Consider the following 25,086-nt stretch of genomic DNA (forward strand, 5'->3'; position numbering starts at 1 on the left):
GCTTCTTTTAATTCTGGGCTGATTTAGCGTGCGGCCAGTTTGCGATCCATTTTGTCAAGGGCGATCTTCGCTACCGTGCGCGAATTCATGACCCCGCCATTTGCCAGCACAAGGTCAAACTGCTTCTTCCCCTCCAGAGCCGCCAGTACCAGCTCCCGTCCCTCGACCAGACGGCCCGTTTTCGCATAGGCCTGGCCAAGGTTGATAAGCCTTGCCGGATCATCATGCGCTGCGCTTCCCCGCTCGATCTGCGTTATTGCTGTTTTATAGTCGCGCTCAACCATGGCATCATAGCCGAGTGCGCCCTTCGGATATCCGACCTCGCTGCTTTCTCCGCCCCTTGGCGCATCAACGCGAATTACTTCGGTATTGTCGGCAAACGCTGTGCCGACACTCAATGCTGTGATTATGGCAACTGCAGCCGCTTTTACGGTTTTCATGTCATCTCTCCTAGAATGAAGAGATTATTACACTAATATTACAATCTATGCAACAAAACTGTAATATTAGTGTTTAGAGGCGTGCCTTCAAAATGGCTGCCCTATCTTTTCGTTTTTTGCAACTTATTCAGAAAAAAGAATTTTTATCAGATTCGGCAGTTTTATCCACGACCGGCTCAGCTGCCGGTTCCTTGTCTGCAAGCTGCGGCTTCGCGGCTGCGTCTGTTTGAGCGGCAGTGGTTTCATTCTCCGCCTGCCGCCTTACTATTCCGAAAACAACATAAGCAAAAACCAATATCGCGATGCTTGCCGCCTCAATCAGCATGACAGAGATAATGCCTTGTGATCCGGTTTCCATGAAAACTCCGAATAGGCGGCCCAGAAAGGCAACTATAAAGAGCGCAATGGCGCCCAGCAGCCAGTGTCGCTGCCGCGGGAAAAGGGATGTCAGAGCAAAGCCGCCAGAGCATACAAAAAATGCGCCCATATCCGCACGCACTGCACTACGGCCGTCCAGGGTAGGGGATACAAGACCGAAATCGTTCATCAATGTGCTAGGATCGAGCATTGTTCCGATGCCGATGATGACAAATATAACTCCGAGCAGTGCAACCAATAAGCGTGCAATCCATATCATGGGAAACCCTCCTGTTTATCTGGCAGGAAGACTATAGACGCCAGCCAGTTACGGCAAGGCTGCTATGTGACCTTTGCTTTGACTTGAAATATTCGGGAATGCTGGTGCGGACGGCGGGACTCGAACCCGCACACCCAGTTGGATAGCAGATTTTAAGTCTGCTGCGTCTACCATTTCGCCACGTCCGCATGCGATTTGCCTGACACACGCAGATGATATCATCTGCAGTTTTCAGGACATCGCGACAGCGTGCCTCGTCAAACAGGAATTATCGCCACGGTCAAGTGCCGATAGGGAAAAACTGCAATCTTTGGGATTATTGCGTGTCGATAGAACAGGCCCGGAGCCTAGCCATTATTCAGGCGAGCGTGCATTTCCTTGCCAGCTTTAAAGTAAGGCACGCGCTTCGCAGGCACATCAACGGATTCACCTGTGCGTGGATTGCGGCCTTTGCGGGGCGCACGTTCACGTGTTGAAAAAGCACCAAAACCGCGCAGTTCGACACGGCCACCTTCGGCTAGCCTCTGAGTAATCTGGTTAAAGAAGATGTCGACAATTTTTTCGACTTCTTCGGGTTTCATATCCGAATTTTCGTCAGCAAGCTTTTGAATTAGTTCTGAACGGATCACGGCAATTCCTTCCTCGGTTTGTCCTGACGCATATATTATTTTATTTTGTCGCCAGTTTTGGTCTTTTCTGAACGCTATCTATCCGAAAACTGACAGAAAAGCTAGTGTAATGCAATTGCCATAATTTGCCATGCCCCGATTTGGCACAAAAAAAGGGCGCCCACAAAAGGCGCCCTTTCTTTACAGATGCTTACACAAGTGTCGGTAAGTGATTAATCCTTTTTCTTCAGCGCTTCGCCAAGGATATCACCCAGGCTTGCACCGGAATCGGAGGAACCATATTGCTCGACAGCCTGTTTCTCTTCTTTCAGCTGGTATGCTTTGATAGAGAAGTTTGGTTTCTTCGACCGATCAAAACCGGTGACCATCGCGTCAAGCTTCTGACCGACCTGGAAACGGTCGGGACGCTGCTCGTCGCGGTCGCGCCCAAGGTCGCTGCGCTTGATAAAGCCGGTTGCACCGTCTTCACCTGCCTGAACCTCAAGGCCACCGTCACGAACTTCGAGAACAGTTACAGTCACGATTTCATTGCGTTTCAGCGAGCCATCTGTGCCACCCACAGCAGGCGCACCTTTTTCAAGCTGCTTCATGCCAAGTGAAATACGTTCTTTTTCTGCATCGATATCAAGCACGACAGCTTTCACTTCTTCGCCCTTACGGTGCAGGTTGAGTGCGTCTTCACCGGAAATGCCCCATGCGATGTCAGACATGTGGACCATGCCGTCAACATCACCGTCAAGGCCGATGAACAGGCCGAATTCGGTGGCGTTCTTGACTTCACCTTCAACGGTGCTGCCAACAGGGTATTTCTCTGCAAACGCATCCCATGGGTTGTTCTGTGCCTGTTTGAGGCCCAGTGAGATGCGGCGTTTTTCAGCGTCAACTTCAAGCACGACCACGTCAACTTCCTGCGAAGTTGAAACGATTTTGCCGGGGTGCACGTTTTTCTTGGTCCAGCTCATTTCAGAAACATGGACCAGGCCTTCGATGCCGGGCTCAAGCTCAATGAAAGCACCATATTCGGTAATGTTGGTGACTGTACCGGAAAGTTTCGCACCTACAGGATATTTGGCTGATGCGCCTTCCCATGGGTCGCTTTCCAGCTGTTTCATACCCAGCGAGATACGCTGTGTTTCCTGATTGATGCGGATGATCTGCACCTTGACCGTATCACCAATGTTGATGATTTCGTTCGGGTGATTGATGCGCTTGTAGCTCATGTCGGTGACGTGGAGCAGGCCATCAATGCCGCCCAGGTCAACAAATGCACCATAATCGGTGATGTTCTTGACAACGCCTTCGATCATCTGGCCTTCGGTCAGATCCTTGATCAGGCCGCTACGCTGTTCAGCGCGGGTTTCTTCGAGGATGGCGCGGCGCGAAACAACAATGTTGCCGCGGCGGCGGTCCATTTTCAGGATCTGGAATGGCTGCGGGATGTCCATTAGCGGCTGTACGTCGCGGACGGGGCGGATATCAACCTGGCTGCCGGGCAGGAAGGCTACGGCACCGTCAAGGTCGACGGTGAAGCCACCTTTAACACGGCCGAAGATTACACCTTCAACGCGCGCATTTTCGCCAAATTCATTTTCCAGTTTGTCCCAGGCGGCTTCGCGGCGGGCACGGTCGCGTGACAGCATGGCTTCGCCGTCGGCATTTTCAACGCGGTCGACATAAACTTCGACTTCGTCGCCAACGCTGAGTTCGGCTTTCTGGCCCGGCGCAGCAAATTCGCGCAGCGCAACGCGGCCTTCTGATTTCAGGCCTACGTCGATGACGGCTTTGTCATTTTCGATGCCTGTGACAGTGCCTTTTACAACACGTCCTTCAAAACTGACGTCTTCGCCGCCAAGTGATTCGTTTAATAGCGCTTCAAAATCGTCGCGCGTCGGGTTTGCCGTTGAGGCCATAAATTGTGTTCCTGTACTTGCTTTATTCCGGCCAGCCGGTTGTCTCCGGCGGTCTTGGCCAAACTGCCACATACACCGAATATGTACGCGGCGTCCGCAGAACTAAGCCGTTTCTGGTGGTTGGCTTATTATATACGAAAAGACGCATAGCGGAGAAAAGCACTGCCTTGCCCCGTTGCGCCGGATTTTCCCGTATGAAAGCTGCTGCCTTATCCGGCAGCCTCTAATTTGCCGCTCACCAGAGCAATAGCCCTTTGAACAGCGGCGTCTATAGTCAAATCGCTGGTATCTAGCAAGAGCGCATCTTCCGCCGGTTTCAGCGGTGCGGTGGCGCGGTTCGTGTCGCGGGCATCGCGGGCAATGATATCAGCCAGCATATTATCAAAGCTGGGCTTGTCGCCTTGCGCTATCATTTCCTTGAAACGGCGAGACGCACGCGCTTCTGCTGAGGCAGTGATGAACAGCTTGGCATCGGCATCCGGTGCAATAACTGTCCCGATATCGCGCCCATCCAAAACGGCGCCACCATCCTGCACTGCAAAACTGCATTGCCGCGCCAGCAGAGCGGTGCGCACTTCGGGATGCACGGACACCCGGCTGGCGAGGCCGCCAGTCGCTTCGGCGCGCAGTTCGGGGTCATGCAGTAGTATATCGGGGAAGTCGCATGCTGCCAGCGCATCAACCTGGTTGTCCGGATTGTCGCCGCTGCGGGCTACAGTCAGACCAACAGCACGGTAGAGCAGGCCGGTATCAAGATAGGGCAGACCAAAATGCGACGCAAGTGCGCGTGCGATCGTGCCCTTTCCAGATGCACTGGGGCCATCGACCGCGATAACTGACATCAGGCCGTGCTTCCCCTGTTCTGAGCAATCATAAGCGACACGATGCCGTAAATTGCAATCGCCATCCAGGTGACCTCCAAAAGCAACACAGGCAGGTTGTAATTAATATACAGGGACACCGCTAGCCCGCCTGCACCGAGCAGATTCATAACGTTAAAGGTAATATCAGGCGCGCGTTTCAACACATTGACATATGCAAAGGCGAGCAGGATCAGGATTGATCCGATTGCGCCGAAAATATCTGCTGTTTCCATTATATTATCCTTGTGTCTGTTCTATCAGAGTTTCGAAATTCGGGAAGCTGGTTGCAATTGGGCTGACATCGTCAATAGTCACCCCGTTTTCTGACGCGAGGCCTGCTACTGCAAAGCTCATGGCGATACGGTGGTCAAGTGCGGAATGGATGGAGGACTCCAGCCTGCTTATAAAGGGCTTTCCAGAACGGCCTTCTATAACAAGCCCATCCTCATTTTCCTGAAGCTCTACACCGGTTTGTTGCAATCCTTTGGCCATCATGGCCAGTCGGTCCGATTCCTTGACACGCAGCTCTTCAAGGCCGCTGGTAACCGTCTGTCCATCCGCCATTGCGGCGGCGATAAAGAAAACGGGAAACTCGTCAATCATGCTAGGGGCAATAGCTGGATCGACAGCAACGCCTTTTAGCGGGCTATGCCGCACATGCAGATCTGCAACCGGTTCACCGCCAATTTCTCGTTCGTTCTGTAGCTCTATCTGTCCGCCCATCTGTTGTAACAGGCCAATCAGACCCGCACGAGTGGCGTTGATACCGACATTTTCAATGATCAGGTCACTTTCCGGCACAATAAGCGCAGCCACCATAAAAAATGCCGCGGATGAAGGGTCGCCCGGCACCGTGATATGCTGTGGTTGCAACTCGGCTGGACCGTGCAGCGATATTGTCCGGACCCCGTTCGTATCTGTCTCTACATCAATATCCGCGCCAAAGCCTTTCAGCATGCGCTCGCTATGGTCACGGGTCGGGATAGGCTCAACCACACGGGTAATGCCAGACGTGTTCAATCCTGCAAGCAATATTGCGGATTTCACCTGTGCAGAGGCGACAGGCAACCGATATTCAATCGGTACCGCGGGTGTCATGCCGCGCAGCATAAGGGGCAATGTGCCGCCTGGGCTGGTGGTAAACTCGGCCCCCGTCTTGCCAAGCGGGTCAGTAACACGCGCCATTGGCCGGCTGGATAACGATGCGTCACCAGTCATGCTGACAATAACATCATGGCTGGCAAGAAGACCCATAAGCAGGCGCGCCGATGTCCCGCTATTACCCATGTCCAGTGCCTTGCCCGGCTGCGTTAGACCCCCGGTGCCCACGCCGTGTACGACCCATGTGGCGTCATCATGCCGCCTAATGTCCGCGCCCATGGCGTGCAATGCGGCAGCTGTCGAAAGAACATCTTCGCCCTCCAGCAATCCTGCAATTTGGCTTCTGCCAATGGCCAGCGCGGACAGCATAAGCGCGCGGTGTGAAATCGATTTGTCGCCCGGCACGCGAATTGTACCGGTGAGTGGCCCGCCTGCACGGAATGTCTGCATATTATTCTGGTGGCTATTTTCTTGCATTGGCGCCGTTTCTGACTATGTGCCCTTTATCCGAGCATAAGATTTAATACACCGGCTTTTGACAGCGCCGCCAAGCTATGGCAAGGCGCTCGCGAATTTGGTGGTAAATTTATATGCCATCGGTCCTGATTTTATTTTGGAAAGATTGAGACAATCCATGATTAAGCCTGAATGGGGTACGAAACAAAACTGCCCGAAATGCGGTACGCGCTTTTACGATCTGGGTAAGGATGACCCGGCAACCTGCATCGAATGCGGCAATGAATGGGACCCCGAGCCTGTCCTGAAGTCGAAACAGCCGATGCCGTTTGATGAAGCGGATAAGAAAACGAAGGAAGGCGATTCTGATCTTGCCGATGATGAGGATGTAAGCTCGGACATCGACGAAGAAGAAGATTCGCCGGACAATGATATTGACCTGGGCGGTGATGATGATCTGGGCGTTACCAAATCAAAAGGTGACGATGACGATAAAGACGAAACCTGATTTTATCCTGTGTAGCGGGCATATGTGAATTGCATCTTGCAAAAGATACACCCGCTGCACTAAAGAGACTTCCCGCGCGGCGAGAATCGTGTCGCCGCGCCGTTATGGGGCCTTAGCTCAGCTGGGAGAGCGCTTCGCTGGCAGCGAAGAGGTCAGCGGTTCGATCCCGCTAGGCTCCACCAATTTTTCTACATTGCAATTATTGGACGTGGTGTGGCTTTAATGTTGCTCTGCGTTGCCTCGCATACATAATGATGCGCTTGGCCGAAAAGTGATAACTTCAGCCTGCTTTGGGATCCAAGCTTGTAATGCGCACCGTTTTCGAAGAAGGCGACCCGCATACGGCAAATCCGTATTCCTGGTGCATTCATGGCCTTGTGATTGCTTCATCCATCCCGAAATACATTCAGGATAACGCGCTTTGGCTAGTATCATTTAGAGCAGCACCACTATCGGCAAAAGAGTTGCGACCCGGAGAGGCATTGCCGATAGTGTGCAATGCCACATTGCCAGCGGGCATGCGTATAGTGAAATCATAAAAGCAAATAAGAACTATTCGAAATTCTTATCTCTGTACTTCTTTGTGCATTAGGCGTTGAATTGCAATGCTATGCTCAAGAGGCTATCAATAATGCTCCTATGCACAGTGAGTGGGTAGCCCAAAAGCATTTACGCTAGCAAAATAAGTTTATTTCAATGTCTTCATTACAGCATCTGCGGTCCGTCAACCTCAATCAATTGCCAATTCTGCGTGAGATTTTGCGGCAGGAAAGCATTACGCGCGCGGCAGAATCGCTCAATCTATCCCAGCCGGCTGTGAGCAATGTACTTAAATCATTACGCGGGCATTTTGGCGATGATTTGTTGACTCGTGACGGCACCAATATGCGCCGGACCACAAAGGGTGAGGAGCTGCTGCTTTTACTCGAAACGGCACTCGCGCATATTGAATCCGCCATTAAAGGCGGTGAATTTGATCCCGCTTTGGCCACGGGCCCCGTGCGCATCGCGACTGTTGATAATGTTATCAGCACATTTGCCGGGCCTATGTGCCAGAAACTGGAGAAGGAAGCGCCAAACCTGGAAGTCCAGTTTGTTATTGCAACGCATAATCTGGCAGGAGACCTTAAATCAGGGGCGGTAGATATTGCGGTCACATCAACCGAGTTTATGGACTCGCCCGCGATTCCCGAGTCATTGCGTAAAGAGCTTTGCACAAAGCCGGTGGGCGTTGAACGCCTGGTCTGCATTGGACGCAGTGATGATGTGCAGTTGGCGAACGGGCTATCACTTGATGTCTATTTATCGCGCCCGCATGCGAGCTATGTTGTCGACCCGGACCATCATCATACGGTAGAGCGTCAACATATCCGGGATGTAGGGCTTAGCCGGTCCACACGCATAGCGACTTCAAGCAACCATACTCTGCCGGCTATTGTGGCGAACAGTAACTGTATTGCCATCGTTCCAATGACTTTGGCCAAATCCGCAGCCCGGCAGTATCCCATAAAAATCTTCCGACCGCCGTTCGATCTGCCGGATATCAAATGGGTCATGGCATGGCATGAGCGTGGTTCGGTCAATCCTCTTTTAAGATGGTCGAAAGACGCAATTCTGCGCTGCTCAAAAGAATTGGAATTATAGTAACAAAGCGTTTGGCGCACGTGCGCTATTGCATTGCCGCCAGTCCCGGGCTTCACATGGCAGCAAGGTCATCGGACAGCCCTCCATTCCAGATTGTCTATCAAAGCCTGAGCGGCCGCCTTGGATAACGTGCGTAGGCGCGGCATATCGCCGATCAGGGCAAAGCTATCGACGTTGAAATAGATGCCCAAGATACCAGCGGCAGAGGCTTCTACTCTGTCTGACTCAGCGTCCGGGAATCCTTGCCTTACGACATCTGCAATCATGTCCACGGATTGATCTATCCAATCGCGCAATCGTTTTGCAAGTTCTGCATCCTGCGCTCCTGCGGCTATTAGCGCCTCGGTCAAAAGCACCAGTTGCGGGTCGCTGTAACGAGAATCGAACAGATATTCTATCAGAGCTTTGGTTTTGCCAGTTTCGGGCAGAGCTTCGATCAGCGTTGTCCACTGGGCATTTGAATGCGCGAAAAACCGTTCGACCATGGCTTCCACCAGATCGTCGCGGTTGCCAACATTGTGGCGGATCAGAGCGCGAGCGAGGCCCGCTTCTTCAGCGATCCGCTCAAGCGTAGCCCCTTCAAACCCATAGCGCGCTACACAGCGCTCAAACGCCTGCAAGATCTGTTCGCGGCGTTCTTTTTTCAGTGCAGGGCGTGGCATAAGGATTCCGTAAATTATCACAGTTGACAATTTATAGTAGAGCGCTATTTGAAGATTATCAAGTGTGATAATTTTATGATTTGGAGTGAAAATTGAACTTCCTGTTTGAAAGCATCAATCCCTCATGGGTTGAATATTGGGACGTGATACTCAACGACTGGTTCTTTGTCGGCGCGCTGATCTTCCTCACATTGGAATTTATCCGCTATCGCATGAAGGGGCGTCTCGGCTCGGATATCGTCGGCGACACTATCACCAACTACATCACGCTTGCGATGTTCATCGGTATCAATCTTCTGGTTCTTAGTGGGCTCTATTATCTCTTTGTATATGGATCGCAGGATTTTGCCTTGTTCGATATCGACACCAACCTGGCAACAATCGCAATCTGCATCATCATCGCCGACCTACTCTATTATTGGGAGCATCGATGTATGCACCGATTCAATTTTGCGTGGGCGACACACAGTGTCCACCATAGCTCACCGCATTTCAATATTTCTGTGGCATATCGTTTTGGTCCGATGGATGGGCTTTGGCCGATATTCGGAACGGTGGTTATGGTTTTACTTGGATTTCATCCCATTATCGTTGCTTTCGCAGAGATTGTTGTGCAGCTTTATCAAACGGCGCTGCATACCGAAATGGTCAAGAAACTGCCACGTCCTGTTGAATTGATTTTCAACACACCATCTCACCACCGCGTCCATCATGGTTCAAATCCGGAATACTTGGATACCAATTATGGCGGGATATTCATTCTCTGGGACCGGTTGTTTGGCACCTTTGCCGAAGAAAAAACACCTGTAGTTTACGGACTCGTCAAACCGATTAACAGCAACAACCCGCTTGTTGCCTTCTTTCACGGCATATACCGCGTCGCCAAAAACGTCATCATGGCAAAGGGCTGGCGCAACAAAGCAGGGTATTTCTTTGGACCGCCGGAATTTGAGCCGGTGAAAACTACAAACCACCAATCGTCAAATTGAAGCACCAGAAAGCGGCCATCCTCATGTCAACGAACAAACAACGTATTAACGCGGTTGCGGCAACCGCCGTCATAGTCCTCGCAGGAGGGTGGTTCGCCAGTCTGGTTCCATCGGCCGACGCAAGTGATACAGGCTATGCCAAGCCAGATAACATCGCGCCAGCATCTCCTGTGGCCAAGTTGCAAAAAACACTGGCCGAGCAGGTTGGGGCCTCACAAATGGGAAAGCATGCAAATGTGCCTTCTGGCGAAACGATAAAGGTATCGATCGATGGCATCCGCAGCAATCGCGGGAAGATTTATGTCGCGTTATTTGATGATGCCAAGGCTTTCAACAGCCATGATTACGGCCGTGCTGTCGGATTCAAGGAACTGCAAGCGAGAACCGGGTCCATGGAGACAAATTTCCCCGATCTTGACATAAAAGCTTATGCCATTTCGATATTCCATGATGAAAATGGCAATCAGAGTTTTGATATGCTGGATGGATACCCCGCTGAAGGCTACGGTATGTCACGTGCAAATAGTGCTTATGATGAGCTAAAGTTTCATCAAGCCAGGGTCAAACCGGGTTCGGTAGACATCAGGTTACACTATCTGCAGTGAAGTCCAATGCTCGCTTTGTGACCTGAACAGAACCACACTGGCTTAAGCGCTATAAGACGAGCGTCATAGCCAGTACGGTGTTGAATACCATCAGCGTGAAATCAATCACAAAGATACGCAGCATCACGCCTTTGAAGACGTTCCATAGTCCGTTTCCGCGGCGGTTCTGCAAAGCCATGGGAATGTTTCCGGCAAACTGGGATCCGTGGGCGATGGCATTGAAGATAAGCAAGGTTGCCCATTGACTGTCTTTATCAAATCCACCGACATTAAGCAGGAGGAGAATGTTGAGTGCTGACAGGGCCAGGTTGAAACCGCCCATAAACCGCCCGGTCTCGATAATTGCTTCATAGGCAGAGTTATCGCGGTGTTTCCTGTTAGGGACGACGACCTTGGCGAACAATCTTCTGCGGATGTAAAAGGCATGAAACCCCATTGCGAACCATATCGCGTTAAGGACAAGCACAGCTTCAAGCATTGTTTTTAAATTCGCTCATTGTCAAATGTCTGGTGCCGTGGCGCTTGGCTCCCAAGCTTAGTTCTCCGGTGCAAATGTCAGGCCAGCCTTGGCCTGCAACCTGCCTACCAGCTTTTCACCCAGCAAAGCGCCTGGTGTCCACATGCCGCCATTGCTTTGCGGGACATCCTGTACCAGGCATAGCGCCGTTTCGGCGATCATTTTCGACGTCGAGCCATAGCCCGGGTCCTTGTCGCCCTTCACCGAGTAAAGTACGGTTTCACCATCATCGGTGTTGCCGACAAACAGCACGTCGTAAAATCCGTTTTCGCGTTCTTCCTTATCCGGGCCTTCGCCGGGCTTGGGCCCGTCTTCGCCGCCCATGGGATCGCTGTTTGCCACGCCCTGTGCGATTTTTTCGCCTTGTTCACCGGGGCCTGTCAGCATCATTTCGTCATAAACGAAGTTTTTGCCGTAAGAGTGGCCCAGCAGGGCATTGGTACGATGCACGTTTTTGGTGTTGATCGGTGCCATGATGAAAGATGTGGCCCAACTGCCAAGCTGTTCATCATATTCCGGTTTGTTGCCTTTGGGTTGTTCAGGGCCTTCAAAACCTTCTGCGAGTGAGAATGGATTCATCAGATACTGGATCACCTGCGGGTCTTTGGCCGCCGCGGCCATGGTGGCTTTCAGGCTGGCCGCTGTGCCACCCGAAAAAGTGCCCTGCATGGCACGGACGCGGCCTTTGACGCGCGTTGCTGGTTTTCCAAAACGGCTTTGCGCCTCTTTTTGCAACATCAGCACACCGCAGTCGAACGGGATTGAGTCAAAGCCGGAAGAAAAGACAATCCGTGCGCCGCTTGCCTTGGCCTTGTCTTGATGCGCGTCAATCATCTGCCGCATCCAGGCAGGCTCGCCGGAAAGATCGCAATAGTCGGTACCATGTGTGCTGCAAGCTTCGACCAGCTCATTACCATAGAGCTGGTATGGCCCCACAGTGGTCAGGACGACTTTGGTGCGTTTCACCATATCCTCAATAGAAGCAGCGTCATTTGCATCGGCCACCACCAGCGGCGTTTCCGCAGGTGCGCCGATTTCATCACGCACGGCGGCCAATTTCTCTTCTGACCGGCCTGCCATCGCCCATTTGGGTGCATCACCGCCCACGCCATATTGTCCTGCCAGATATTCCGCGACAAGCCGCCCCGTAAATCCGCTGGCGCCATATACAATTACGTCAAATTCACGGGAGTCGGTCATATCGGCTTTCCTCTTGCTGTTTTAATCGTGCAGTTAAATAGCCTAAAGCTTGGGCAGAGTCACACCCTTTTGCCTCATATATTTGCCCGCGCGGTCGGCATAGCTGGTTTCGCACGGTTCGTTACCTTTCAGGAACAGGAACTGACACGCGCCTTCATTGGCGTAGATCTTGGCTGGTAGCGGGGTGGTGTTGGAAAATTCCAGCGTCACATGACCTTCCCAACCGGGCTCAAGCGGGGTTACATTCACGATAATACCGCAACGTGCATAGGTGGATTTGCCGAGACAAATGACCAGTACATCGCTTGGGATACGGAAATATTCCACGGTACGCGCCAATGCGAAGCTGTTGGGCGGGATGATGCAGACATCGGTTTCACGGTCGACAAAGTTTTTCGGGTCAAATTTCTTAGGGTCGACCACGCTGGAATCGACATTGGTGAAAATCTTGAACTCCGGTGCAACGCGGGCGTCATAGCCATAGGAGGAGAGGCCATAGCTGATACAGCCATCACGGCGCTGTGCCTCGACAAACGGTTCTATCATACCATTTGCCTGCGCCTGCGTGCGTATCCACTTGTCGGAAAGTATGCTCATGAGTGTATATGCCTTTAGTCTATATCAATGCCGAGCTGTGCGGGACCAAAAGGCTGCGGCAACAGGTCGGAAAAGTCAAAGAGGACGGGTTCATTTGATGTGGAACAAATGATCGCGGCGTTCCCGGCTGGGGCTGCTATAACTTCGTTCAGAACCTGGCGGCAGCGACCACAGGGTGTCACAGGGGCGCTATCCATGACAAGTTTTCCATTTTCGACCCGTCCGCCCGCAATGGCCACGGCACGCAATCCCTTGCGTCGGCCTTCACTACTGGCTTTAGCAACGGCCACGGTTTCTGCGCAAAGCGTCATTCCGTAACTGGCATTTTCAAAATTCGCGCCGGTGATAATGGTGCCATCATCGTACAGCAAGGCCGCACCGACATGGAAACGGGAATAGGGGGCATAGCCTTTAAGTGCCGCCGCCTGCGCAGTATCGTCCAGTTTTGCTATTTCATCTTCGGATAATTTTACTGTCATTTTTTACTCGCTGCCTTGCACAACGCTCCATTTGACGGGACCGTCAATTCCCCTGATACGGTAATAGTCATTCGCTTGCCACATGACCCATGGCTTTGCGGCATAATCGGGTTCAAAAAAATTGCCTGTTACCCATATCGTCCGACCAATGGCCTCGCTGACTTTATATTTTTCCTCAAAATCCTGACTGATGCGCAATATGGCGGGTTTGCCACTATGGCTTTCTATCTGGTTCAGGAAGGTACCAAGCTCGCTCAGCACCAGCGAACGCACGGGCCGCGTTTTGCACGCCTCATGGAAATCCAGTGCAACGGCAGGTGGCAGCGCAGCGGAAGACCTCGGTACGGTTGTGACGAAATTCGTTGCCTGTTCCTGCGCGATATCGCACAGGCTATATTGATGCAATGCGCCAACACGCAGACCTGCCTTACGGGCACCCATGAAATTCGCTGCAAAATTGCGGTCACGGATATCTGCGCCATGACCGACGCGGATATAGGCAAAGCCGGCACCAAGCGCCTTGACATTCGGCCAGTTTATACTGCCATTACCCTCACTGACACTGACGCCCTGAGTAGGATATTGATCGCGCTGCGGCGTCCATTTGCCAATATAGTTCCATGCAACAATACCTGCTATGCATGCAATAATTGCCAGCACAGCTAACCAAACCAGCTTTTTGCGATATCGCTGCAGCATTATCTTTTCATTGCCCCCGGCACAGCCCTATCCCTTGATATGCAATACGCAGATAAGCGTGAAAAGCCGCCGTGCAGTTGGAAAGTCAACGTCGATTTTGCCTTCCAGTCGCTCTTTCAGCATTTCTGCTGCATCATTATGCACACCGCGCCGCGCCATATCGATCGTTTCTATTTCCTGCGCGGTGGCTTTGCGAATGGCCTGATAGTAGCTGTCACATATCGCAAAATAGTCACGGATGGGGCGGCGGAAACGGCCAAGGGCCAACACAATGGTTTCCAGGTGCTGTTCACCTTCAGTGCCGATCGCAAGTGCCAGGCGGCCTTCATGTACGGATAGCTGTAAGCGATATGGTCCGGCATACCCGCCATCATATTCGCGTTCGGGCCTGAAATAATTGTCTTCGATCAGGTCAAAAATCGCGATCCGGCGCTCCTGTTCGATATCAGCATTACGCCAGAGAATCGTTTCTTCATCAAGATCAACATGGATGATGCGCGGGTTGGACATGGTGAATATAGCTTTTGCCGATGGAATGGCGGAGGGCAAGAGGAAAGGTAAACTTATCCTCGTTGTCCACAGACAGGCCGCTGAAAATAATTAAATGGAAACCATTGCAACAGGCTCCCAAAAAATTGCATTACACAGCGCATGGCAACAGCATTTGATCTTGAAACTGATTCTGATGGCAGCGGCACCGACGCAGTGCAGCAGCTTCCCCGCAATATCGAAGCGGAGGCTGCGTTTCTGGGTGCGCTGCTGATTGATAACCGCGTTGCCGAGGACGTGCCGATCAAGCTGAAGCCGGAGCATTTCTTCGAGCCGACTCATGCACGGATTTATGAGCAGATTCTGAAACTTCTTGATCGCAACATGGTGGTTACACCCGTGACGCTCAAACCTTATTTTGAAGGTGATGAGGGATTGAAGGAACTGGGCGGCCTTGGTTATCTGGCCAAGCTGACAGGCGATGGTGCCGGTCTGATCGGTGCGCGTGATTTTGCCTCGCAAATATATGACCTCGCCCTGCTGCGCGCATTGGTGCAGGTTGGCCGGTCGCTGGTCGACGATGCGATGGACACCAGCGAAGCCGTTGATCCCAAGGGGCAGATAGAAAATGCGGAGTCCGCGCTCTATTCGGTGGCCGAAGGCGATGGTGATTCCAGCGGTGCGATGAGTTTCGGCACGGCGACCACAGAAGCTGTTAAAATAGCCGAAAAGGCGTTTAACAGCGGCGGCCATCTGTCAGGCGTTACCACTGGCCTTTCCTCGGTAAACGAAAAAATCGGCGGCATGCATAACAGCGATCTTATGATCCTGGCCGGGCGGCCCGGCATGGGCAAGACATCTCTGGCCACCAACTTTGCCTTTAATGCGGCTTCTCGTTGGCAGCGCGAAGAATTGGACGGTATTGAACCTGCCAAACGGGTAGGGGCGAAAGTCGCCTTTTTTAGCTTGGAAATGTCCGCGGACCAGCTCGCCACGCGTATCCTGGCGTCGGAATCGGGTATCTCGTCCGAAGCACTCCGCATGGGCAAGATCAGCCGTGAGGATTTCCATAACCTGTCGCGCGCCAGTCAGGAATTGCAGGATTTACCGCTATTTATTGATGACACGCCTGCGCTCACCATCGCGGCGCTGCGTACACGGGCGCGGCGGCTGAAAAGACGGCACGATATTGGCTTGATCGTGGTGGATTACCTGCAGCTTTTGCAGGGGAGCGGTAAAGCCAATGATAACCGCGTGAATGAGATTTCGGAAATCAGCCGAGGCCTTAAAACGCTTGCCAAGGAATTGCAGGTTCCAGTGCTGGCCCTGTCACAGCTAAGCCGTGCGGTGGAACAGCGCGAAGACAAAACACCACAGCTTTCCGACCTGCGTGAATCAGGTTCGATCGAGCAGGATGCCGACATGGTGCTGTTTGTATATCGCGAAGATTATTATGTGGCGTCGAAAGAACCAAAAACACCTAATGATGGCGACGATGCCAAAATCCATGACGCGCATGCACAGTGGGCGATGGAAATGGAACGCGTGTTTGGGCTGGCTGAACTGGTCGTCGCCAAATCACGCCATGGTTCGACCGGCAAAGTGAAAATGAAGTTCGAAGCAAAAGTAACCCGCTTTAGCGATCTTGCATCCGACGCCTATGCACCTGAAGCGTATGAATAAACCGTATTAGAAGATCGGGTCGTTCGCGCCATTATCGTCGTCTTTGCCGGGGAGTGGGGTCACGTCACTATGGATACCGCATTCGGTTTTGTCCCAGCCTTTCCAGCGGCCTGAGCGCGGATCTTCGCCGGGCGCGACTTTGTTGGTGCACGGTGCGCAGCCGATAGAGGGATAGCCTTCGGCTTCAAGAGGATGACGCGGTAGATCGTATTTTTCGAAATAGGTATCGAGCCGTTCTTTGGTCCAGTTGGCGAGTGGATTAATTTTCAGGCGATCTCCATCGACTTCAAAACGCGGCAGGCCATTGCGGGTCGAGCTTTGGAAGCCTTTGCGCCCGGTAATCGATGCATCATAGGCGGTAAGAGCCTTTTCCAGAGGTTTCACCTTGCGGATTTCGCAGCAGCCATCGGGATCATAGGACCAGCGCAGACCGGTTTCATCCTTGGCCTGTAGTTGCTCTCCATCGGGTGTGATGATGATGAGGTTGGTCAGGCCCAAACGTTTCGTCAGTACATCACGATATTCCAGCGTTTCCGCAAAATGCTTGCCGGTATCGAGAAACAGCACGGGTACGGATGGATCGACACTGGCAATCATGTGCAGCAATACCGCGCTTTCGGTGCCGAAAGACGATACAACGGCCATATCGCCCGCAATATTGTCGCGGATTACGGTTTCCATCATCTCGGCAGGGTCTGTGCCGCGGAACATATTGTTCAGACGAATTGCATCGCCTTCGGTATAGCGCGGGGCAACGTCAAGACGGTCGATGGTACGGGCTTGCTCATTCATGGCGTATTTCCCAGATCGGACGGCGCCCGGATATCGGGGCTGTTCCCGTCGTTTTCTGATAGACATGAGGATAACGGTTTAATGCATTTTGAACAGCATCTGCATCGAGTGCCTGATCGGGGTCTGCACTGTCAAAACCGCAGCGCAGCATATAAGCGAGCTGATCAACCAGTACATCACCAATTGCACGCAGTTCACCCGTAAAGCCGTGTTCGCGCAATATCTGTGCTGCGCTATATCCGCGTCCGTCACCAAATACGGGAAAATTGATTTCAACCAAAGCGACTCGGTCGAGATGCGGCAAAAGTTCACGGATGTCCTCACCAGGTTCGATACGTACGGCGGTGGTGTTGCTTGCGCCCAAAAAACCTTCGAGAGAGACGGCCACTGCGTCTGATGCGGAGCGATCGTTAAATATAATGATATCAGTCATAAAGCGCCTCCTTGAACGGGACCATGCCGATGCGGCGATAGGTGTCGACGAAACGCTCATCACCCTCGCGGTCGCGCAGGTACACGTCCGTTACTTTTTCAACGGCATCGACAATCCCATCTTCATCAAAGCCGGGACCGGTAATTTTGGCGAGGCTTACATCTTCCGCGCCGGAACCGCCGAGCGAAAGTTGGTAATTTTCCACGCCTTTGCGATCGACGCCCAAAATGCCGATATGACCAGCGTGATGATGGCCGCAGGCATTGATACAGCCGGAGATTTTGAGTTTGAGCTCGCCCAGTTCCTTTTGTCGGCCAATATCGGAGAAACGTTGGCCGATTTTCTGTGCCACCGGAATCGAGCGCGCATTGGCAAGGCTGCAATAATCGAGGCCGGGACAGGCGATCATATCGCTGATCAGATCAAGATTGGCCGGAGCTAGACCTGCATCATCCAGTTTTTGCCATAGCGCATAAAGTTCGGACTTTTTAACATGTGGCAACACGATATTTTGTGCATGCGTCACGCGCAGCTCGTCAAAACTATATTCTTTGGCAAGGTCTGCCATCAGGTCGATTTGATCTGCGCTGGCATCGCCGGGAATACCGCCTGTCGGCTTGAGGCTGATATTGGCAATGGCATATCCGGCTTGTTTATGCGGGTGTGTGTTTTGTTCGACCCAGATACGGAAATCGGGATCGGTCAGGTCCAGCTCATCATTTGCGGTTGTGTCATAGGCTGGGTCCGGGAAAAATTCGGTGATGCGCGCCAATTCAGCCACAGGCGGATTGAGGCCGAGCGTCTTCATATGCGCGAATTCTTCTTCCACCTGCCGGGTATATTCGTCTTTGCCCAGCTCATGGACAAGAATTTTGATCCGCGCCTTATACTTGTTGTCGCGGCGGCCATAGCGGTTATAGACGCGCAGGCAGGCCTCGGCATAATGAATGAGCTCATCGGCCGGCACGAAATCGCGGATTTCCGGGCCAATCATCGGTGTCCGGCCCATGCCGCCGCCGACAAAGAATTTCGCGCCAAGCTTGCCCGCGTCATTATGGATCAGCTGGATTCCGATATCGTGCAGGCGCATTGCCGCGCGGTCTTCGTCGCTGGCAATTACCGCGATTTTGAATTTGCGCGGCAGATAGGAAAATTCGGGGTGAAAACTCGACCATTGGCGCAGTAATTCGGCCCAGGGTCGCGGATCGGTAATTTCGTCTGCCGCTGCGCCCGCAAACTGATCCGAACTGATATTGCGGATGCAATTGCCACTGGTCTGGATCGCATGCATTTCGACGGTCGAAAGGTCAGCCAGAATGTCAGGCGCGTCTTCCAGTTTGATCCAGTTATACTGGATATTTTGCCGTGTCGTAAAATGGCCATAACCGCGGTCATATTTGCGTGCGATATGACCCAGCATGTTCATTTGTTGGCTATTGAGCGTGCCATAGGGAATGGCGACGCGTAGCATATAGGCGTGCAGTTGCAGATAGAGGCCGTTCATCAGTCTGAGCGGCTTGAACTGGTCTTCGGTCAGTTCGCCTGCAAGGCGGCGGCGCGTCTGATCGCGGAATTCCTCGACACGGGCATCCACCATCGCTTGGTCATATTCATCATATTTATACATGGGTTTCTCCCGCGCTTTTACGCGTTCACAATCGGAATATCAGTGTTGATGGCAAGATCGGTGCGCACTGTAGGGCCGGATGCGCGCACGCGCTCTTTGATATGCAGCGGCATAGGTCCTTTGCCTGTGGCTTCGGCAGCGACAATATAGCTTGCGTTGACGCGGCGCGCAGCTTCTTCGCGGGCCAATATAGCTTCGCCCTCGTCGCCTGCGTCTGCCGCATCTGCGACGTGTAGCGACCAGCCTTTATCGCCTGCCCACCAGATAACATCACCGGTTTTCAGGTCGTTTCCCGTCAGGAGATTCATGTGCTTTCTTCCATTTCATATTGCTGTGCCAGCGCCTTGAACTGCGCGAATTTGTCTTCTGCTCCGCACCGTTTTACGACTTCGCCAATCACGATCAGCGCGGGGCTTTTCACATTTTCACGCACAATCATGCCGCCCAGATCAGCAAGCACGGTGCGCAGCGCGCGGCTATCTTCGCGCGTGCCTTTTTCCAGAACGGCGACAGGCATATCGGGCGACACACCGTCTGCGATCAGTTTTTCCGAAATCATTTCTGAAGTGGCAACGCCCATATAGATAACGAGCGTGCGGTCCTGTCCGGCAAGCCCGGCCCAGTTCTGGTCGGTCAGGCCTTTGCATTGGCCCGCGACAAATGTCACCGCGCTCGCGGCTTCGCGGTGGGTGAGAGGCAGCAAGGCCTCTGCCGCCGCACCATTGGCCGCACTAATGCCGGGTACAGCCTCTACAGGGACGCCCGCCGCCTTGCAGTCTTCGGCTTCTTCGCCGCCGCGCCCGAATATAAAGGGATCGCCGCCCTTCAGGCGCACGACATCATGGCCTTTCAGCGCTTCATTCACCAGCAGCTGGTTAATCTGATCTTGTGGCAGGGTATGGCGTGCGCGTTGTTTGGCGACAGAGATAAGGCGCGCCTGAGGCGAAGCCATATCGAGTATCGCTTTGTCCACCAGCCCGTCATGTACGATAAGGCGCGCCGACGCGATAAGGCGTGCGGCCTTGATTGTCAGCAGGTCGGGATCGCCCGGACCTGCGCCGACAAGATATACTGTGCCTGTTTCAGCCATATCGGCCCGCCTTTCTCACACTTACTGAACCTGCAATGTGTGAGTGAGGCGCGATAAAGGCAAAGCAAATTGTTTTGGCGCGATATTAGATATTCTTTAGCGAGGCTTTGTAACGCGGGTTCCGGGCGGCGGAGGCGGGACTGGTGCGCCCGCAAAACATTGGGCTTTCTGCATCCAGTCGGCGGCGACAGCGCCGGTGACCTGGAGGTGGGTATCGGCAATATTGCGTGTTTGCGTGACCACCTGGCAAAATTCCTCGGCCAGACCTTCAATCCGCTCATTCCCGTTTTCTTCGCCATAGGTCCAGATATCCCCGGACGGCGCGGTCAGCACGAGATAGGGCATCTGCTCCGGTACATCTTCCCGGCGGTTCTTATAGGTCCAGCCAAAAGTATTGACGCCCAGCACGACAATGCCGCGGATATGGTCGCCATTCTGTCGCTTTAGTCCAAGCAGGTCATATATTTCCTGCCCATGGGCCCATGTTTCCATCAGGCGCGCGGTGATTGAGGAGCGTGCGCTCATGCTGGGCCCCGCCCATGGTAACCGCGCCTTGGGATCAGCCTTGGCGAAGTTTTTTGCTATTTCCTTATAGTCTTCATGCCATTGCGCGACCAACGCCTTGCCACGAAGGTTCTCAAGAAAGTTCCGCTCAAAATCCTTCAGTGAACCTTGTTGGAAACTGGCCGCGACCTCTGCGAAAAAGGCGCGGAATACAGCTTCATCGCGCAGCGAAAGATCGGCGGCGATGTTCCAGATATGCAGATGGCCGATTACATCATTGATGGTCCAGCCTTTAAATGCCGTAACCTGCTCCAGACCGGAATCGGATAAAGGCTGGACGATCTGGTGGAGCGCATCGCTTTCGGTGTGGAAATCATGGGCCTGCTGCATGAAAGCCATGCTAGCCAGTCATGCTGCGCCATTCAACTGGCGTATCGTGCGAATATCCAGCAACTCGGTATCTGGCGCAATGTAGCCGGGTTTAATAGGCTCCTGCCGCGACAGGTCGGTGGAAAGATATTTGACATTGCTGTCGGCAAACACCGTTGCAACCGCGCAATTGCCGCAATCCAGCGTCATGGCGAGTTCAATCGCTGCGATCAGGTTCGCGCCGCTGGAAATGCCGACACCCAGGCCGAATTCGCTGGCGAGCTTTTGCGCCATTAAAATGCTGTCGCCATCATGCACGGCCATGACCGCGTCCAGGGCGTCCAGCTTGACAATTTCGGGAATGAATTCGTCGGAAACGCCCTGTATGCGGTGATGGCCCACTTTATGGCCGGTCGACATGGTAGGGGATTCAACCGGCTCGACCGGATGCACTTTAATGGCTGCATGCCGCTCTTTCAGATAGGCACCGCAGCCCATGACAGTACCGCCGGTACCCACGCCGGCGACAAACCCCGCAATATCAATGCCCAGCGCGTCCATTTGCGCCCATAGCTCGGGCGCGGTGCCGTTATAATGCGCGGCGACATTGGCGGGGTTGGAAAACTGCCGCGGCAGGAATGCGCCTTCTTCCTTACCCATTTTCTCGGCAAGCGCGATGGCGCCCAGAAAACCGCCCTCTTCCTTGCTGACCAGCCTCACCGTCGCACCATGGCTGGCCAGGATATGGCGGCGCTCCACGCTCATCCAGTCGGGCATGAATATGGTGACCGGATGTCCCATGGCACGGCCCAGCGCGGCAATGGCGATGCCCGCATTGCCACTGGTCGCCTCGGCAATGGGCTGGCCGGGTTTCAGCCTGCCCGCCGCTTTCGCTTCGGACAGGATGGACAGCGCCATGCGGTCCTTGATGCTGCCCGACAGGTTGTACATTTCGGCCTTGGCATAAATGGTGAGGTCGCGGCCCCTATGGCGCAGGTCGATGGCCAGCATCGGTGTGTTGCCGATGAGCGGGGAAAGCGCTTTTGCGCGGCAATTTTCATATCGGCCAACCATATCGTGCATCTCAAACAAAACCCTTGGTGATTATCTGCTGATGGAGAAAATAGGGTCATGCAGGCGCAAAATCATTGCCGAAAATACACGATTTTTCTGGATAAATAGAAATAAATTCTATTTATATGAAATATGTTAGAAAATATTGATGACAATGACCGTAATATCCTAAAGGCTTTGCAGGCAGATGCTTCCCTGTCGCTCGAAAAACTGGCCGGGAAGCTCAGCCTGTCCACCAATGCCTGTTGGCGCCGGATAAAGCGGCTCGAAGAAACGGGTGTTATCACTCGCCGCGTCGCGATCGTGGATCCGGAAAAACTGGGCATTGCCATGACCGTGATGGTCGCGGTCAAGACCAATGACCATAGCCGGGCCTGGCTCAACAAATTTGCGCGCGCCGCAGCAGCGATTGAGGAAGTCACAGAATTCTACCGAATGGCGGGCGATGTCGACTATCTGCTCAAGATCATGGTCCGCGATGTCGCAGATTATGACCGCGTCTACAAAAAACTGATCGCCGCCGCGCCGCTATCCGATGTGTCAGCGAGCTTCGCGATGGAGCGGATTAAGTATGAAACGGCAGTGCCGGTGGCGGGGTAGGCAATATTGCAAGAGAGTATTCACTATTCAGTGTGACAACAGCCGAGTGCGGCAAAGTGCCTGCTTAGGGCGTAACAGCGGACATTGCGGATACAGCAACTGCCTTTCCGCTTCCGCCCCAATTGCGGTCGTTGGTGCGGCTTCACTGGACCGGCCAATAAGCTCGCTGCATATGCTGTTAGTCGAATGGTAAGTGAACTTTACCGAACAACATGGCCAGGACGTTTCCGAAGACCATACCGTGCGGCGCAAATGAGTTTCATACCTGAAAAGCAAGTGATTTTTTAACATTTGTAGAAAGTGCAACCGCATGCAACTAACGACAGAATTGCTGTTATTGAGTGCTACACTATCAGTCTTAGCTACTGAAGCGGACGCGATTGAAGCCAATGTTTCCGAAGCCATTACCATAAACCCAAACCGCGAAGCGCGACACAGTGGCGGTCGTCACTGCCCGATCTTGCCCTCTCTTGCTTCCGCCGACGCCTCCTCCCCGCCTACGCAACACAAAATTCTTTCCAGTGATGGAGCTTCGGAAGATTTCTTCGGTTTTAGCGTTGCGATCTCCGGGGATACAGCAATAGCCGGGGCCTTTAGAGCCGATGACGAGATCAAGGGCTTAGACGCGGGGGCTGCATATATATTCAGTCGCACCGGGAACGTTTGGCAACCGCGGGCCAAGCTCACCGCTCTCGATGGCCGGGCGAATGACACGCTCGGAGGGAATGTGGCTATTTGGGGTGACACGGCGGTTGTCGGCGCCATCGGCCATGACGGGAACGGCAACAATGCAGGGGCAGCCTATGTGTTCGAGCGTTCGGGTGACGCTTGGCAACAGCAAGCCAAGCTTATGGCGTCAGATGGTGATGCGGACGATGCATTTGGTCAGAATGTAGCAATTTTTGGCGATAGGATAGTGATTGGAGCGCCGCATGATGACGACAAGGGTGATGGTTCAGGGTCCGTTTACGTGTTCACTCGCAACGGAGAAAATTGGGAGCAGCAAGCTAAGCTTACAGCTAGGGATGGCTTAACTGGCGATCTGTTTGGCATAAGCGTTGCACTTACTCACGATACGATCCTGGTTGGTGCCGACTTGCACGACGAAAGGGCGACCAATGCAGGGGCCGCTTACGTGTTCGTTCAGTCTGGAAACAAATGGGTTCAGCAGGCTAAACTAACAGCTGCGGATGGAGCAGAAACTGACATTTTTGGTGTCCGGGTCGCCCTATCTGGTGACACCGCCTTGATCTCGGCACGGCGAGATGATGACAAAGTGATGGGCGTTGATGCGGGCTCTGCATATGTATTTACACGAAGAGGAACGACGTGGCATCAGCAAGCAAAGCTGGTCGCCCCGGACGGCGACGTGGATGATAGATTCGGGCGCGACGTTGCGCTCAACAAAGACACGGCCTTGATTGGCGCAATGCATCAGGACGATCGAGGTGACAATTCCGGCGCTGCCTACGTCTTCAAGCGCGCTGGAACCTCTTGGACACTATTGACCAAGTTGACGGCCCACGATGGTGCATCCGGCGATTTGCTGGGCTGGAGCGTCGCGATGTCGCATAATAATGCGTTGATTGCGGCAGTTCGTAATGATGATCACGGCAATGAGTCTGGAGCAGCATATATATTTGATTTTGATGATCAAAACCTCCCCACCATTCCATGCAATATCGAGAAGGGCATGACACCCAATGATTGATTCGGACACCAAGAAGAGCCGCGTTAAGGTCATAATTCTAGCATACCCGCTCGCATTGCTGGTGATTAGCGTAATTTTGAACCTCTTCGCTTTTGGCGTTCGGCCTGCCATCGTTGCGCTACCATCATCCGAGGCAGTTCTTGCGTTGGCTATTGCAGCAATGTTGCTTTTGCTGAACCACACCTGGCTCATGACAACCACTGAACTAACAAGGTTGCAATATGGGCTGCACGCCACGCCTGAAGAATGGGAAAGCAGCGAGAATAGCAAGGAAAACGTCACTCAAAAAGGATGGGAAGAACTCAAACGTAGGCATAACGCGCATCGAAATGCGACCGAGAATACAATTCACTTTGCGCTACTTGCAGTCTCCATGATCATGATCTCACCTACCACGATTGCGGCGCAAGTCTGGCTCATAATATTCGCAATATCCCGGCTTGGGCACTCGTATAGCTATATCAACGGCAATGATGGCCTGCGTGGCTTGTTTATGAGCTTTGGCCTGATTGCGACATACGGACTAGCGAGCTACATTGTCATCGGCCTAGTAATCTGATTGGCAGTCAATGCGCGACAGGAAAGCAACAGAACTCGCAGATCGCATCACGTCATGTGGTATTGTAAACGTCCGCTTTCCACCCCAATTGTTGCCGTTAAAAGACAAAACTTAATGTCCGCTTTCGGGGTATTTCAAGCATGGACAGGTGATTGCCTCATCCTGAATTCCAATAAAAACAGTTGTCAGGGCGCTGGGTGCGAATATCTTCCTTTGTAC

Annotated in this window: 29 protein-coding genes and 2 tRNA genes; 9 read left to right on the forward strand and 22 right to left on the reverse strand. The window is 53.0% G+C overall.

The genetic code is table 11. From position 1 onward, the window contains the following. Window positions 1-23 precede the first annotated feature (23 nt). The 8 genes from G6Q15_RS03685 to aroA all read right to left on the reverse strand — a co-directional run bounded on the left by G6Q15_RS03685 (window position 24) and on the right by aroA (window position 6,030). On the reverse strand, window positions 24-440 hold the full coding sequence (locus G6Q15_RS03685; RefSeq protein ID WP_164115722.1) for a hypothetical protein: 417 nt from the start codon (window positions 438-440) through the stop codon (window positions 24-26). 127 nt (window positions 441-567) lie between these two features. After that, window positions 568-1,077, reverse strand: coding sequence for a DUF4345 family protein (locus G6Q15_RS03690; protein WP_164115724.1), 510 nt, complete (start codon window positions 1,075-1,077; stop codon window positions 568-570). A gap of 102 nt (window positions 1,078-1,179) precedes the next feature. Then, a tRNA-Leu gene (locus G6Q15_RS03695) sits at window positions 1,180-1,265 on the reverse strand. A 159-nt stretch (window positions 1,266-1,424) separates the two neighbouring features. Next, window positions 1,425-1,706, reverse strand: coding sequence for an integration host factor subunit beta (locus tag G6Q15_RS03700; protein WP_164115726.1), 282 nt, complete (start codon window positions 1,704-1,706; stop codon window positions 1,425-1,427). A 212-nt stretch (window positions 1,707-1,918) separates the two neighbouring features. Further along, window positions 1,919-3,616 (reverse strand): 30S ribosomal protein S1, encoded by a 1,698-nt coding sequence (gene rpsA / locus G6Q15_RS03705; RefSeq protein ID WP_164115727.1) that lies wholly within the window; start codon window positions 3,614-3,616, stop codon window positions 1,919-1,921. 209 nt (window positions 3,617-3,825) lie between these two features. Next, the gene (gene cmk, locus G6Q15_RS03710) at window positions 3,826-4,458 is read right to left on the reverse strand and encodes a (d)CMP kinase (RefSeq protein WP_164115729.1); all 633 of its coding nucleotides are present in this window, start codon (window positions 4,456-4,458) and stop codon (window positions 3,826-3,828) included. Further along, window positions 4,458-4,712, reverse strand: a complete 255-nt coding sequence (locus G6Q15_RS03715) for a hypothetical protein (RefSeq protein ID WP_164115731.1) — start codon at window positions 4,710-4,712, stop codon at window positions 4,458-4,460. The genes cmk and G6Q15_RS03715 overlap by 1 nt, the downstream gene beginning before the upstream one ends. 4 nt (window positions 4,713-4,716) lie before the next feature. After that, complete coding sequence (gene aroA, locus G6Q15_RS03720; RefSeq protein ID WP_240330732.1) at window positions 4,717-6,030, reverse strand: 3-phosphoshikimate 1-carboxyvinyltransferase; 1,314 nt, start codon at window positions 6,028-6,030, stop codon at window positions 4,717-4,719. Between the two features lie 184 nt (window positions 6,031-6,214). On the opposite strand from aroA, the gene G6Q15_RS03725 reads away from it, so the two are divergent. From G6Q15_RS03725 to G6Q15_RS03735, 3 genes are all read left to right on the forward strand, one after another. Further along, window positions 6,215-6,544 (forward strand): TIGR02300 family protein, encoded by a 330-nt coding sequence (locus tag G6Q15_RS03725; protein WP_164115734.1) that lies wholly within the window; start codon window positions 6,215-6,217, stop codon window positions 6,542-6,544. 106 nt (window positions 6,545-6,650) lie between these two features. Further along, a tRNA-Ala gene (locus tag G6Q15_RS03730) sits at window positions 6,651-6,726 on the forward strand. 514 nt (window positions 6,727-7,240) lie between these two features. Next, window positions 7,241-8,188, forward strand: a complete 948-nt coding sequence (locus G6Q15_RS03735) for a LysR family transcriptional regulator (protein ID WP_275897585.1) — start codon at window positions 7,241-7,243, stop codon at window positions 8,186-8,188. Between the two features lie 68 nt (window positions 8,189-8,256). On the opposite strand, the gene G6Q15_RS03740 is transcribed toward G6Q15_RS03735, so the two are convergent. Continuing rightward, window positions 8,257-8,850: a TetR/AcrR family transcriptional regulator gene (locus tag G6Q15_RS03740; protein WP_164115738.1), complete on the reverse strand. Its 594-nt coding sequence runs from the start codon at window positions 8,848-8,850 to the stop codon at window positions 8,257-8,259. A 92-nt stretch (window positions 8,851-8,942) separates the two neighbouring features. Here G6Q15_RS03740 and G6Q15_RS03745 point away from each other — a divergent pair, with 92 nt between their 5' ends. Together G6Q15_RS03745 and G6Q15_RS03750 are read left to right on the forward strand one after the other, a co-directional pair. Next, window positions 8,943-9,839: a sterol desaturase family protein gene (locus G6Q15_RS03745; protein ID WP_164115740.1), complete on the forward strand. Its 897-nt coding sequence runs from the start codon at window positions 8,943-8,945 to the stop codon at window positions 9,837-9,839. Further along, on the forward strand, window positions 9,836-10,444 hold the full coding sequence (locus tag G6Q15_RS03750) for a DUF2141 domain-containing protein (RefSeq protein ID WP_164115742.1): 609 nt from the start codon (window positions 9,836-9,838) through the stop codon (window positions 10,442-10,444). Before G6Q15_RS03745 ends, G6Q15_RS03750 begins: the two co-directional genes overlap by 4 nt. Window positions 10,445-10,493: 49 nt before the next feature. On the opposite strand, the gene G6Q15_RS03755 is transcribed toward G6Q15_RS03750, so the two are convergent. Genes G6Q15_RS03755 through G6Q15_RS03780 form a run of 6 tightly spaced genes read right to left on the reverse strand, consistent with a single transcriptional unit; the run spans window position 10,494 to window position 14,446 of the window. Continuing rightward, entirely contained in the window at window positions 10,494-10,922 is a 429-nt protein-coding gene (locus G6Q15_RS03755; RefSeq protein ID WP_164115744.1) for a hypothetical protein, read from the reverse strand. 57 nt (window positions 10,923-10,979) lie between these two features. Further along, complete coding sequence (locus G6Q15_RS03760; RefSeq protein ID WP_164115746.1) at window positions 10,980-12,161, reverse strand: saccharopine dehydrogenase NADP-binding domain-containing protein; 1,182 nt, start codon at window positions 12,159-12,161, stop codon at window positions 10,980-10,982. Window positions 12,162-12,203: 42 nt separating this feature from the next. Beyond that, entirely contained in the window at window positions 12,204-12,758 is a 555-nt protein-coding gene (gene dcd, locus G6Q15_RS03765; RefSeq protein WP_164115748.1) for a dCTP deaminase, read from the reverse strand. Between the two features lie 14 nt (window positions 12,759-12,772). After that, window positions 12,773-13,237: a cytidine deaminase gene (locus G6Q15_RS03770; protein ID WP_164115750.1), complete on the reverse strand. Its 465-nt coding sequence runs from the start codon at window positions 13,235-13,237 to the stop codon at window positions 12,773-12,775. Window positions 13,238-13,240: 3 nt separating this feature from the next. Next, complete coding sequence (locus G6Q15_RS03775) at window positions 13,241-13,936, reverse strand: GH25 family lysozyme (RefSeq protein WP_164115753.1); 696 nt, start codon at window positions 13,934-13,936, stop codon at window positions 13,241-13,243. A 27-nt stretch (window positions 13,937-13,963) separates the two neighbouring features. Continuing rightward, on the reverse strand, window positions 13,964-14,446 hold the full coding sequence (locus G6Q15_RS03780; RefSeq protein WP_164115754.1) for a UPF0262 family protein: 483 nt from the start codon (window positions 14,444-14,446) through the stop codon (window positions 13,964-13,966). 141 nt (window positions 14,447-14,587) lie between these two features. Between G6Q15_RS03780 and G6Q15_RS03785 the strand changes: the two genes are divergently transcribed. Then, window positions 14,588-16,108 carry a replicative DNA helicase gene (locus G6Q15_RS03785; RefSeq protein WP_164115756.1) on the forward strand — a complete coding sequence of 507 codons (1,521 nt, stop codon included), beginning with the start codon at window positions 14,588-14,590 and terminating at the stop codon, window positions 16,106-16,108. A 6-nt stretch (window positions 16,109-16,114) separates the two neighbouring features. On the opposite strand, the gene G6Q15_RS03790 is transcribed toward G6Q15_RS03785, so the two are convergent. The 7 genes from G6Q15_RS03790 to G6Q15_RS03820 all read right to left on the reverse strand — a co-directional run bounded on the left by G6Q15_RS03790 (window position 16,115) and on the right by G6Q15_RS03820 (window position 22,006). Next, window positions 16,115-16,900, reverse strand: coding sequence for a phosphoadenylyl-sulfate reductase (locus G6Q15_RS03790; protein ID WP_164115759.1), 786 nt, complete (start codon window positions 16,898-16,900; stop codon window positions 16,115-16,117). Then, entirely contained in the window at window positions 16,893-17,333 is a 441-nt protein-coding gene (locus G6Q15_RS03795) for a DUF934 domain-containing protein (RefSeq protein ID WP_164115761.1), read from the reverse strand. Before G6Q15_RS03795 ends, G6Q15_RS03790 begins: the two co-directional genes overlap by 8 nt. Then, the gene (locus G6Q15_RS03800) at window positions 17,326-18,960 is read right to left on the reverse strand and encodes a nitrite/sulfite reductase (protein WP_164115763.1); all 1,635 of its coding nucleotides are present in this window, start codon (window positions 18,958-18,960) and stop codon (window positions 17,326-17,328) included. Before G6Q15_RS03800 ends, G6Q15_RS03795 begins: the two co-directional genes overlap by 8 nt. Window positions 18,961-18,977: 17 nt before the next feature. Further along, on the reverse strand, window positions 18,978-19,268 hold the full coding sequence (locus G6Q15_RS03805; RefSeq protein WP_164115766.1) for a DUF2849 domain-containing protein: 291 nt from the start codon (window positions 19,266-19,268) through the stop codon (window positions 18,978-18,980). Continuing rightward, window positions 19,265-20,050: a uroporphyrinogen-III C-methyltransferase gene (gene cobA, locus G6Q15_RS03810; RefSeq protein ID WP_164115768.1), complete on the reverse strand. Its 786-nt coding sequence runs from the start codon at window positions 20,048-20,050 to the stop codon at window positions 19,265-19,267. Before cobA ends, G6Q15_RS03805 begins: the two co-directional genes overlap by 4 nt. Window positions 20,051-20,146: 96 nt before the next feature. Next, window positions 20,147-20,944: a TIGR03084 family metal-binding protein gene (locus G6Q15_RS03815; RefSeq protein ID WP_164115769.1), complete on the reverse strand. Its 798-nt coding sequence runs from the start codon at window positions 20,942-20,944 to the stop codon at window positions 20,147-20,149. 18 nt (window positions 20,945-20,962) lie between these two features. Beyond that, window positions 20,963-22,006, reverse strand: a complete 1,044-nt coding sequence (locus G6Q15_RS03820; protein WP_164115771.1) for a PLP-dependent cysteine synthase family protein — start codon at window positions 22,004-22,006, stop codon at window positions 20,963-20,965. A 123-nt stretch (window positions 22,007-22,129) separates the two neighbouring features. Here G6Q15_RS03820 and G6Q15_RS03825 point away from each other — a divergent pair, with 123 nt between their 5' ends. The 3 genes from G6Q15_RS03825 (at window position 22,130) to G6Q15_RS03835 (ending at window position 24,867) form a co-directional block, all read left to right on the forward strand. Further along, window positions 22,130-22,597 carry an Lrp/AsnC family transcriptional regulator gene (locus tag G6Q15_RS03825; RefSeq protein WP_164115773.1) on the forward strand — a complete coding sequence of 156 codons (468 nt, stop codon included), beginning with the start codon at window positions 22,130-22,132 and terminating at the stop codon, window positions 22,595-22,597. Window positions 22,598-22,907: 310 nt separating this feature from the next. Next, window positions 22,908-24,308: an FG-GAP repeat protein gene (locus tag G6Q15_RS03830; RefSeq protein ID WP_164115775.1), complete on the forward strand. Its 1,401-nt coding sequence runs from the start codon at window positions 22,908-22,910 to the stop codon at window positions 24,306-24,308. Continuing rightward, window positions 24,301-24,867 (forward strand): MAPEG family protein, encoded by a 567-nt coding sequence (locus G6Q15_RS03835; RefSeq protein WP_164115777.1) that lies wholly within the window; start codon window positions 24,301-24,303, stop codon window positions 24,865-24,867. Before G6Q15_RS03830 ends, G6Q15_RS03835 begins: the two co-directional genes overlap by 8 nt. The last annotated feature ends 219 nt before the right edge of the window (window positions 24,868-25,086 follow it).

Origin of the sequence: Sphingorhabdus sp. Alg239-R122 (assembly GCF_900537065.1) — a bacterium.
GTDB lineage: Bacteria > Pseudomonadota > Alphaproteobacteria > Sphingomonadales > Sphingomonadaceae > Alg239-R122.

Bases quoted from the DNA above. Each gene is read 5' to 3' on its own strand.
- G6Q15_RS03685 (WP_164115722.1), bottom strand. From the start codon at position 440: ATGAAAACCGTAAAAGCGGCTGCAGTTGCCATAATCACAGCATTGAGT.
- G6Q15_RS03690 (WP_164115724.1), bottom strand. From the start codon at position 1,077: ATGATATGGATTGCACGCTTATTGGTTGCACTGCTCGGAGTTATATTT.
- rpsA (WP_164115727.1), bottom strand. From the start codon at position 3,616: ATGGCCTCAACGGCAAACCCGACGCGCGACGATTTTGAAGCGCTATTA.
- cmk (WP_164115729.1), bottom strand. From the start codon at position 4,458: ATGTCAGTTATCGCGGTCGATGGCCCCAGTGCATCTGGAAAGGGCACG.
- G6Q15_RS03715 (WP_164115731.1), bottom strand. From the start codon at position 4,712: ATGGAAACAGCAGATATTTTCGGCGCAATCGGATCAATCCTGATCCTG.
- aroA (WP_240330732.1), bottom strand. From the start codon at position 6,030: ATGCAGACATTCCGTGCAGGCGGGCCACTCACCGGTACAATTCGCGTG.
- G6Q15_RS03725 (WP_164115734.1), top strand. From the start codon at position 6,215: ATGATTAAGCCTGAATGGGGTACGAAACAAAACTGCCCGAAATGCGGT.
- G6Q15_RS03735 (WP_275897585.1), top strand. From the start codon at position 7,241: ATGTCTTCATTACAGCATCTGCGGTCCGTCAACCTCAATCAATTGCCA.
- G6Q15_RS03740 (WP_164115738.1), bottom strand. From the start codon at position 8,850: ATGCCACGCCCTGCACTGAAAAAAGAACGCCGCGAACAGATCTTGCAG.
- G6Q15_RS03755 (WP_164115744.1), bottom strand. From the start codon at position 10,922: ATGCTTGAAGCTGTGCTTGTCCTTAACGCGATATGGTTCGCAATGGGG.
- G6Q15_RS03760 (WP_164115746.1), bottom strand. From the start codon at position 12,161: ATGACCGACTCCCGTGAATTTGACGTAATTGTATATGGCGCCAGCGGA.
- dcd (WP_164115748.1), bottom strand. From the start codon at position 12,758: ATGAGCATACTTTCCGACAAGTGGATACGCACGCAGGCGCAGGCAAAT.
- G6Q15_RS03770 (WP_164115750.1), bottom strand. From the start codon at position 13,237: ATGACAGTAAAATTATCCGAAGATGAAATAGCAAAACTGGACGATACT.
- G6Q15_RS03775 (WP_164115753.1), bottom strand. From the start codon at position 13,936: ATGCTGCAGCGATATCGCAAAAAGCTGGTTTGGTTAGCTGTGCTGGCA.
- G6Q15_RS03780 (WP_164115754.1), bottom strand. From the start codon at position 14,446: ATGTCCAACCCGCGCATCATCCATGTTGATCTTGATGAAGAAACGATT.
- G6Q15_RS03785 (WP_164115756.1), top strand. From the start codon at position 14,588: ATGGCAACAGCATTTGATCTTGAAACTGATTCTGATGGCAGCGGCACC.
- G6Q15_RS03790 (WP_164115759.1), bottom strand. From the start codon at position 16,900: ATGAATGAGCAAGCCCGTACCATCGACCGTCTTGACGTTGCCCCGCGC.
- G6Q15_RS03795 (WP_164115761.1), bottom strand. From the start codon at position 17,333: ATGACTGATATCATTATATTTAACGATCGCTCCGCATCAGACGCAGTG.
- G6Q15_RS03800 (WP_164115763.1), bottom strand. From the start codon at position 18,960: ATGTATAAATATGATGAATATGACCAAGCGATGGTGGATGCCCGTGTC.
- G6Q15_RS03805 (WP_164115766.1), bottom strand. From the start codon at position 19,268: ATGAATCTCCTGACGGGAAACGACCTGAAAACCGGTGATGTTATCTGG.
- cobA (WP_164115768.1), bottom strand. From the start codon at position 20,050: ATGGCTGAAACAGGCACAGTATATCTTGTCGGCGCAGGTCCGGGCGAT.
- G6Q15_RS03815 (WP_164115769.1), bottom strand. From the start codon at position 20,944: ATGCAGCAGGCCCATGATTTCCACACCGAAAGCGATGCGCTCCACCAG.
- G6Q15_RS03820 (WP_164115771.1), bottom strand. From the start codon at position 22,006: ATGCACGATATGGTTGGCCGATATGAAAATTGCCGCGCAAAAGCGCTT.
- G6Q15_RS03825 (WP_164115773.1), top strand. From the start codon at position 22,130: ATGTTAGAAAATATTGATGACAATGACCGTAATATCCTAAAGGCTTTG.
- G6Q15_RS03830 (WP_164115775.1), top strand. From the start codon at position 22,908: ATGCAACTAACGACAGAATTGCTGTTATTGAGTGCTACACTATCAGTC.
- G6Q15_RS03835 (WP_164115777.1), top strand. From the start codon at position 24,301: ATGATTGATTCGGACACCAAGAAGAGCCGCGTTAAGGTCATAATTCTA.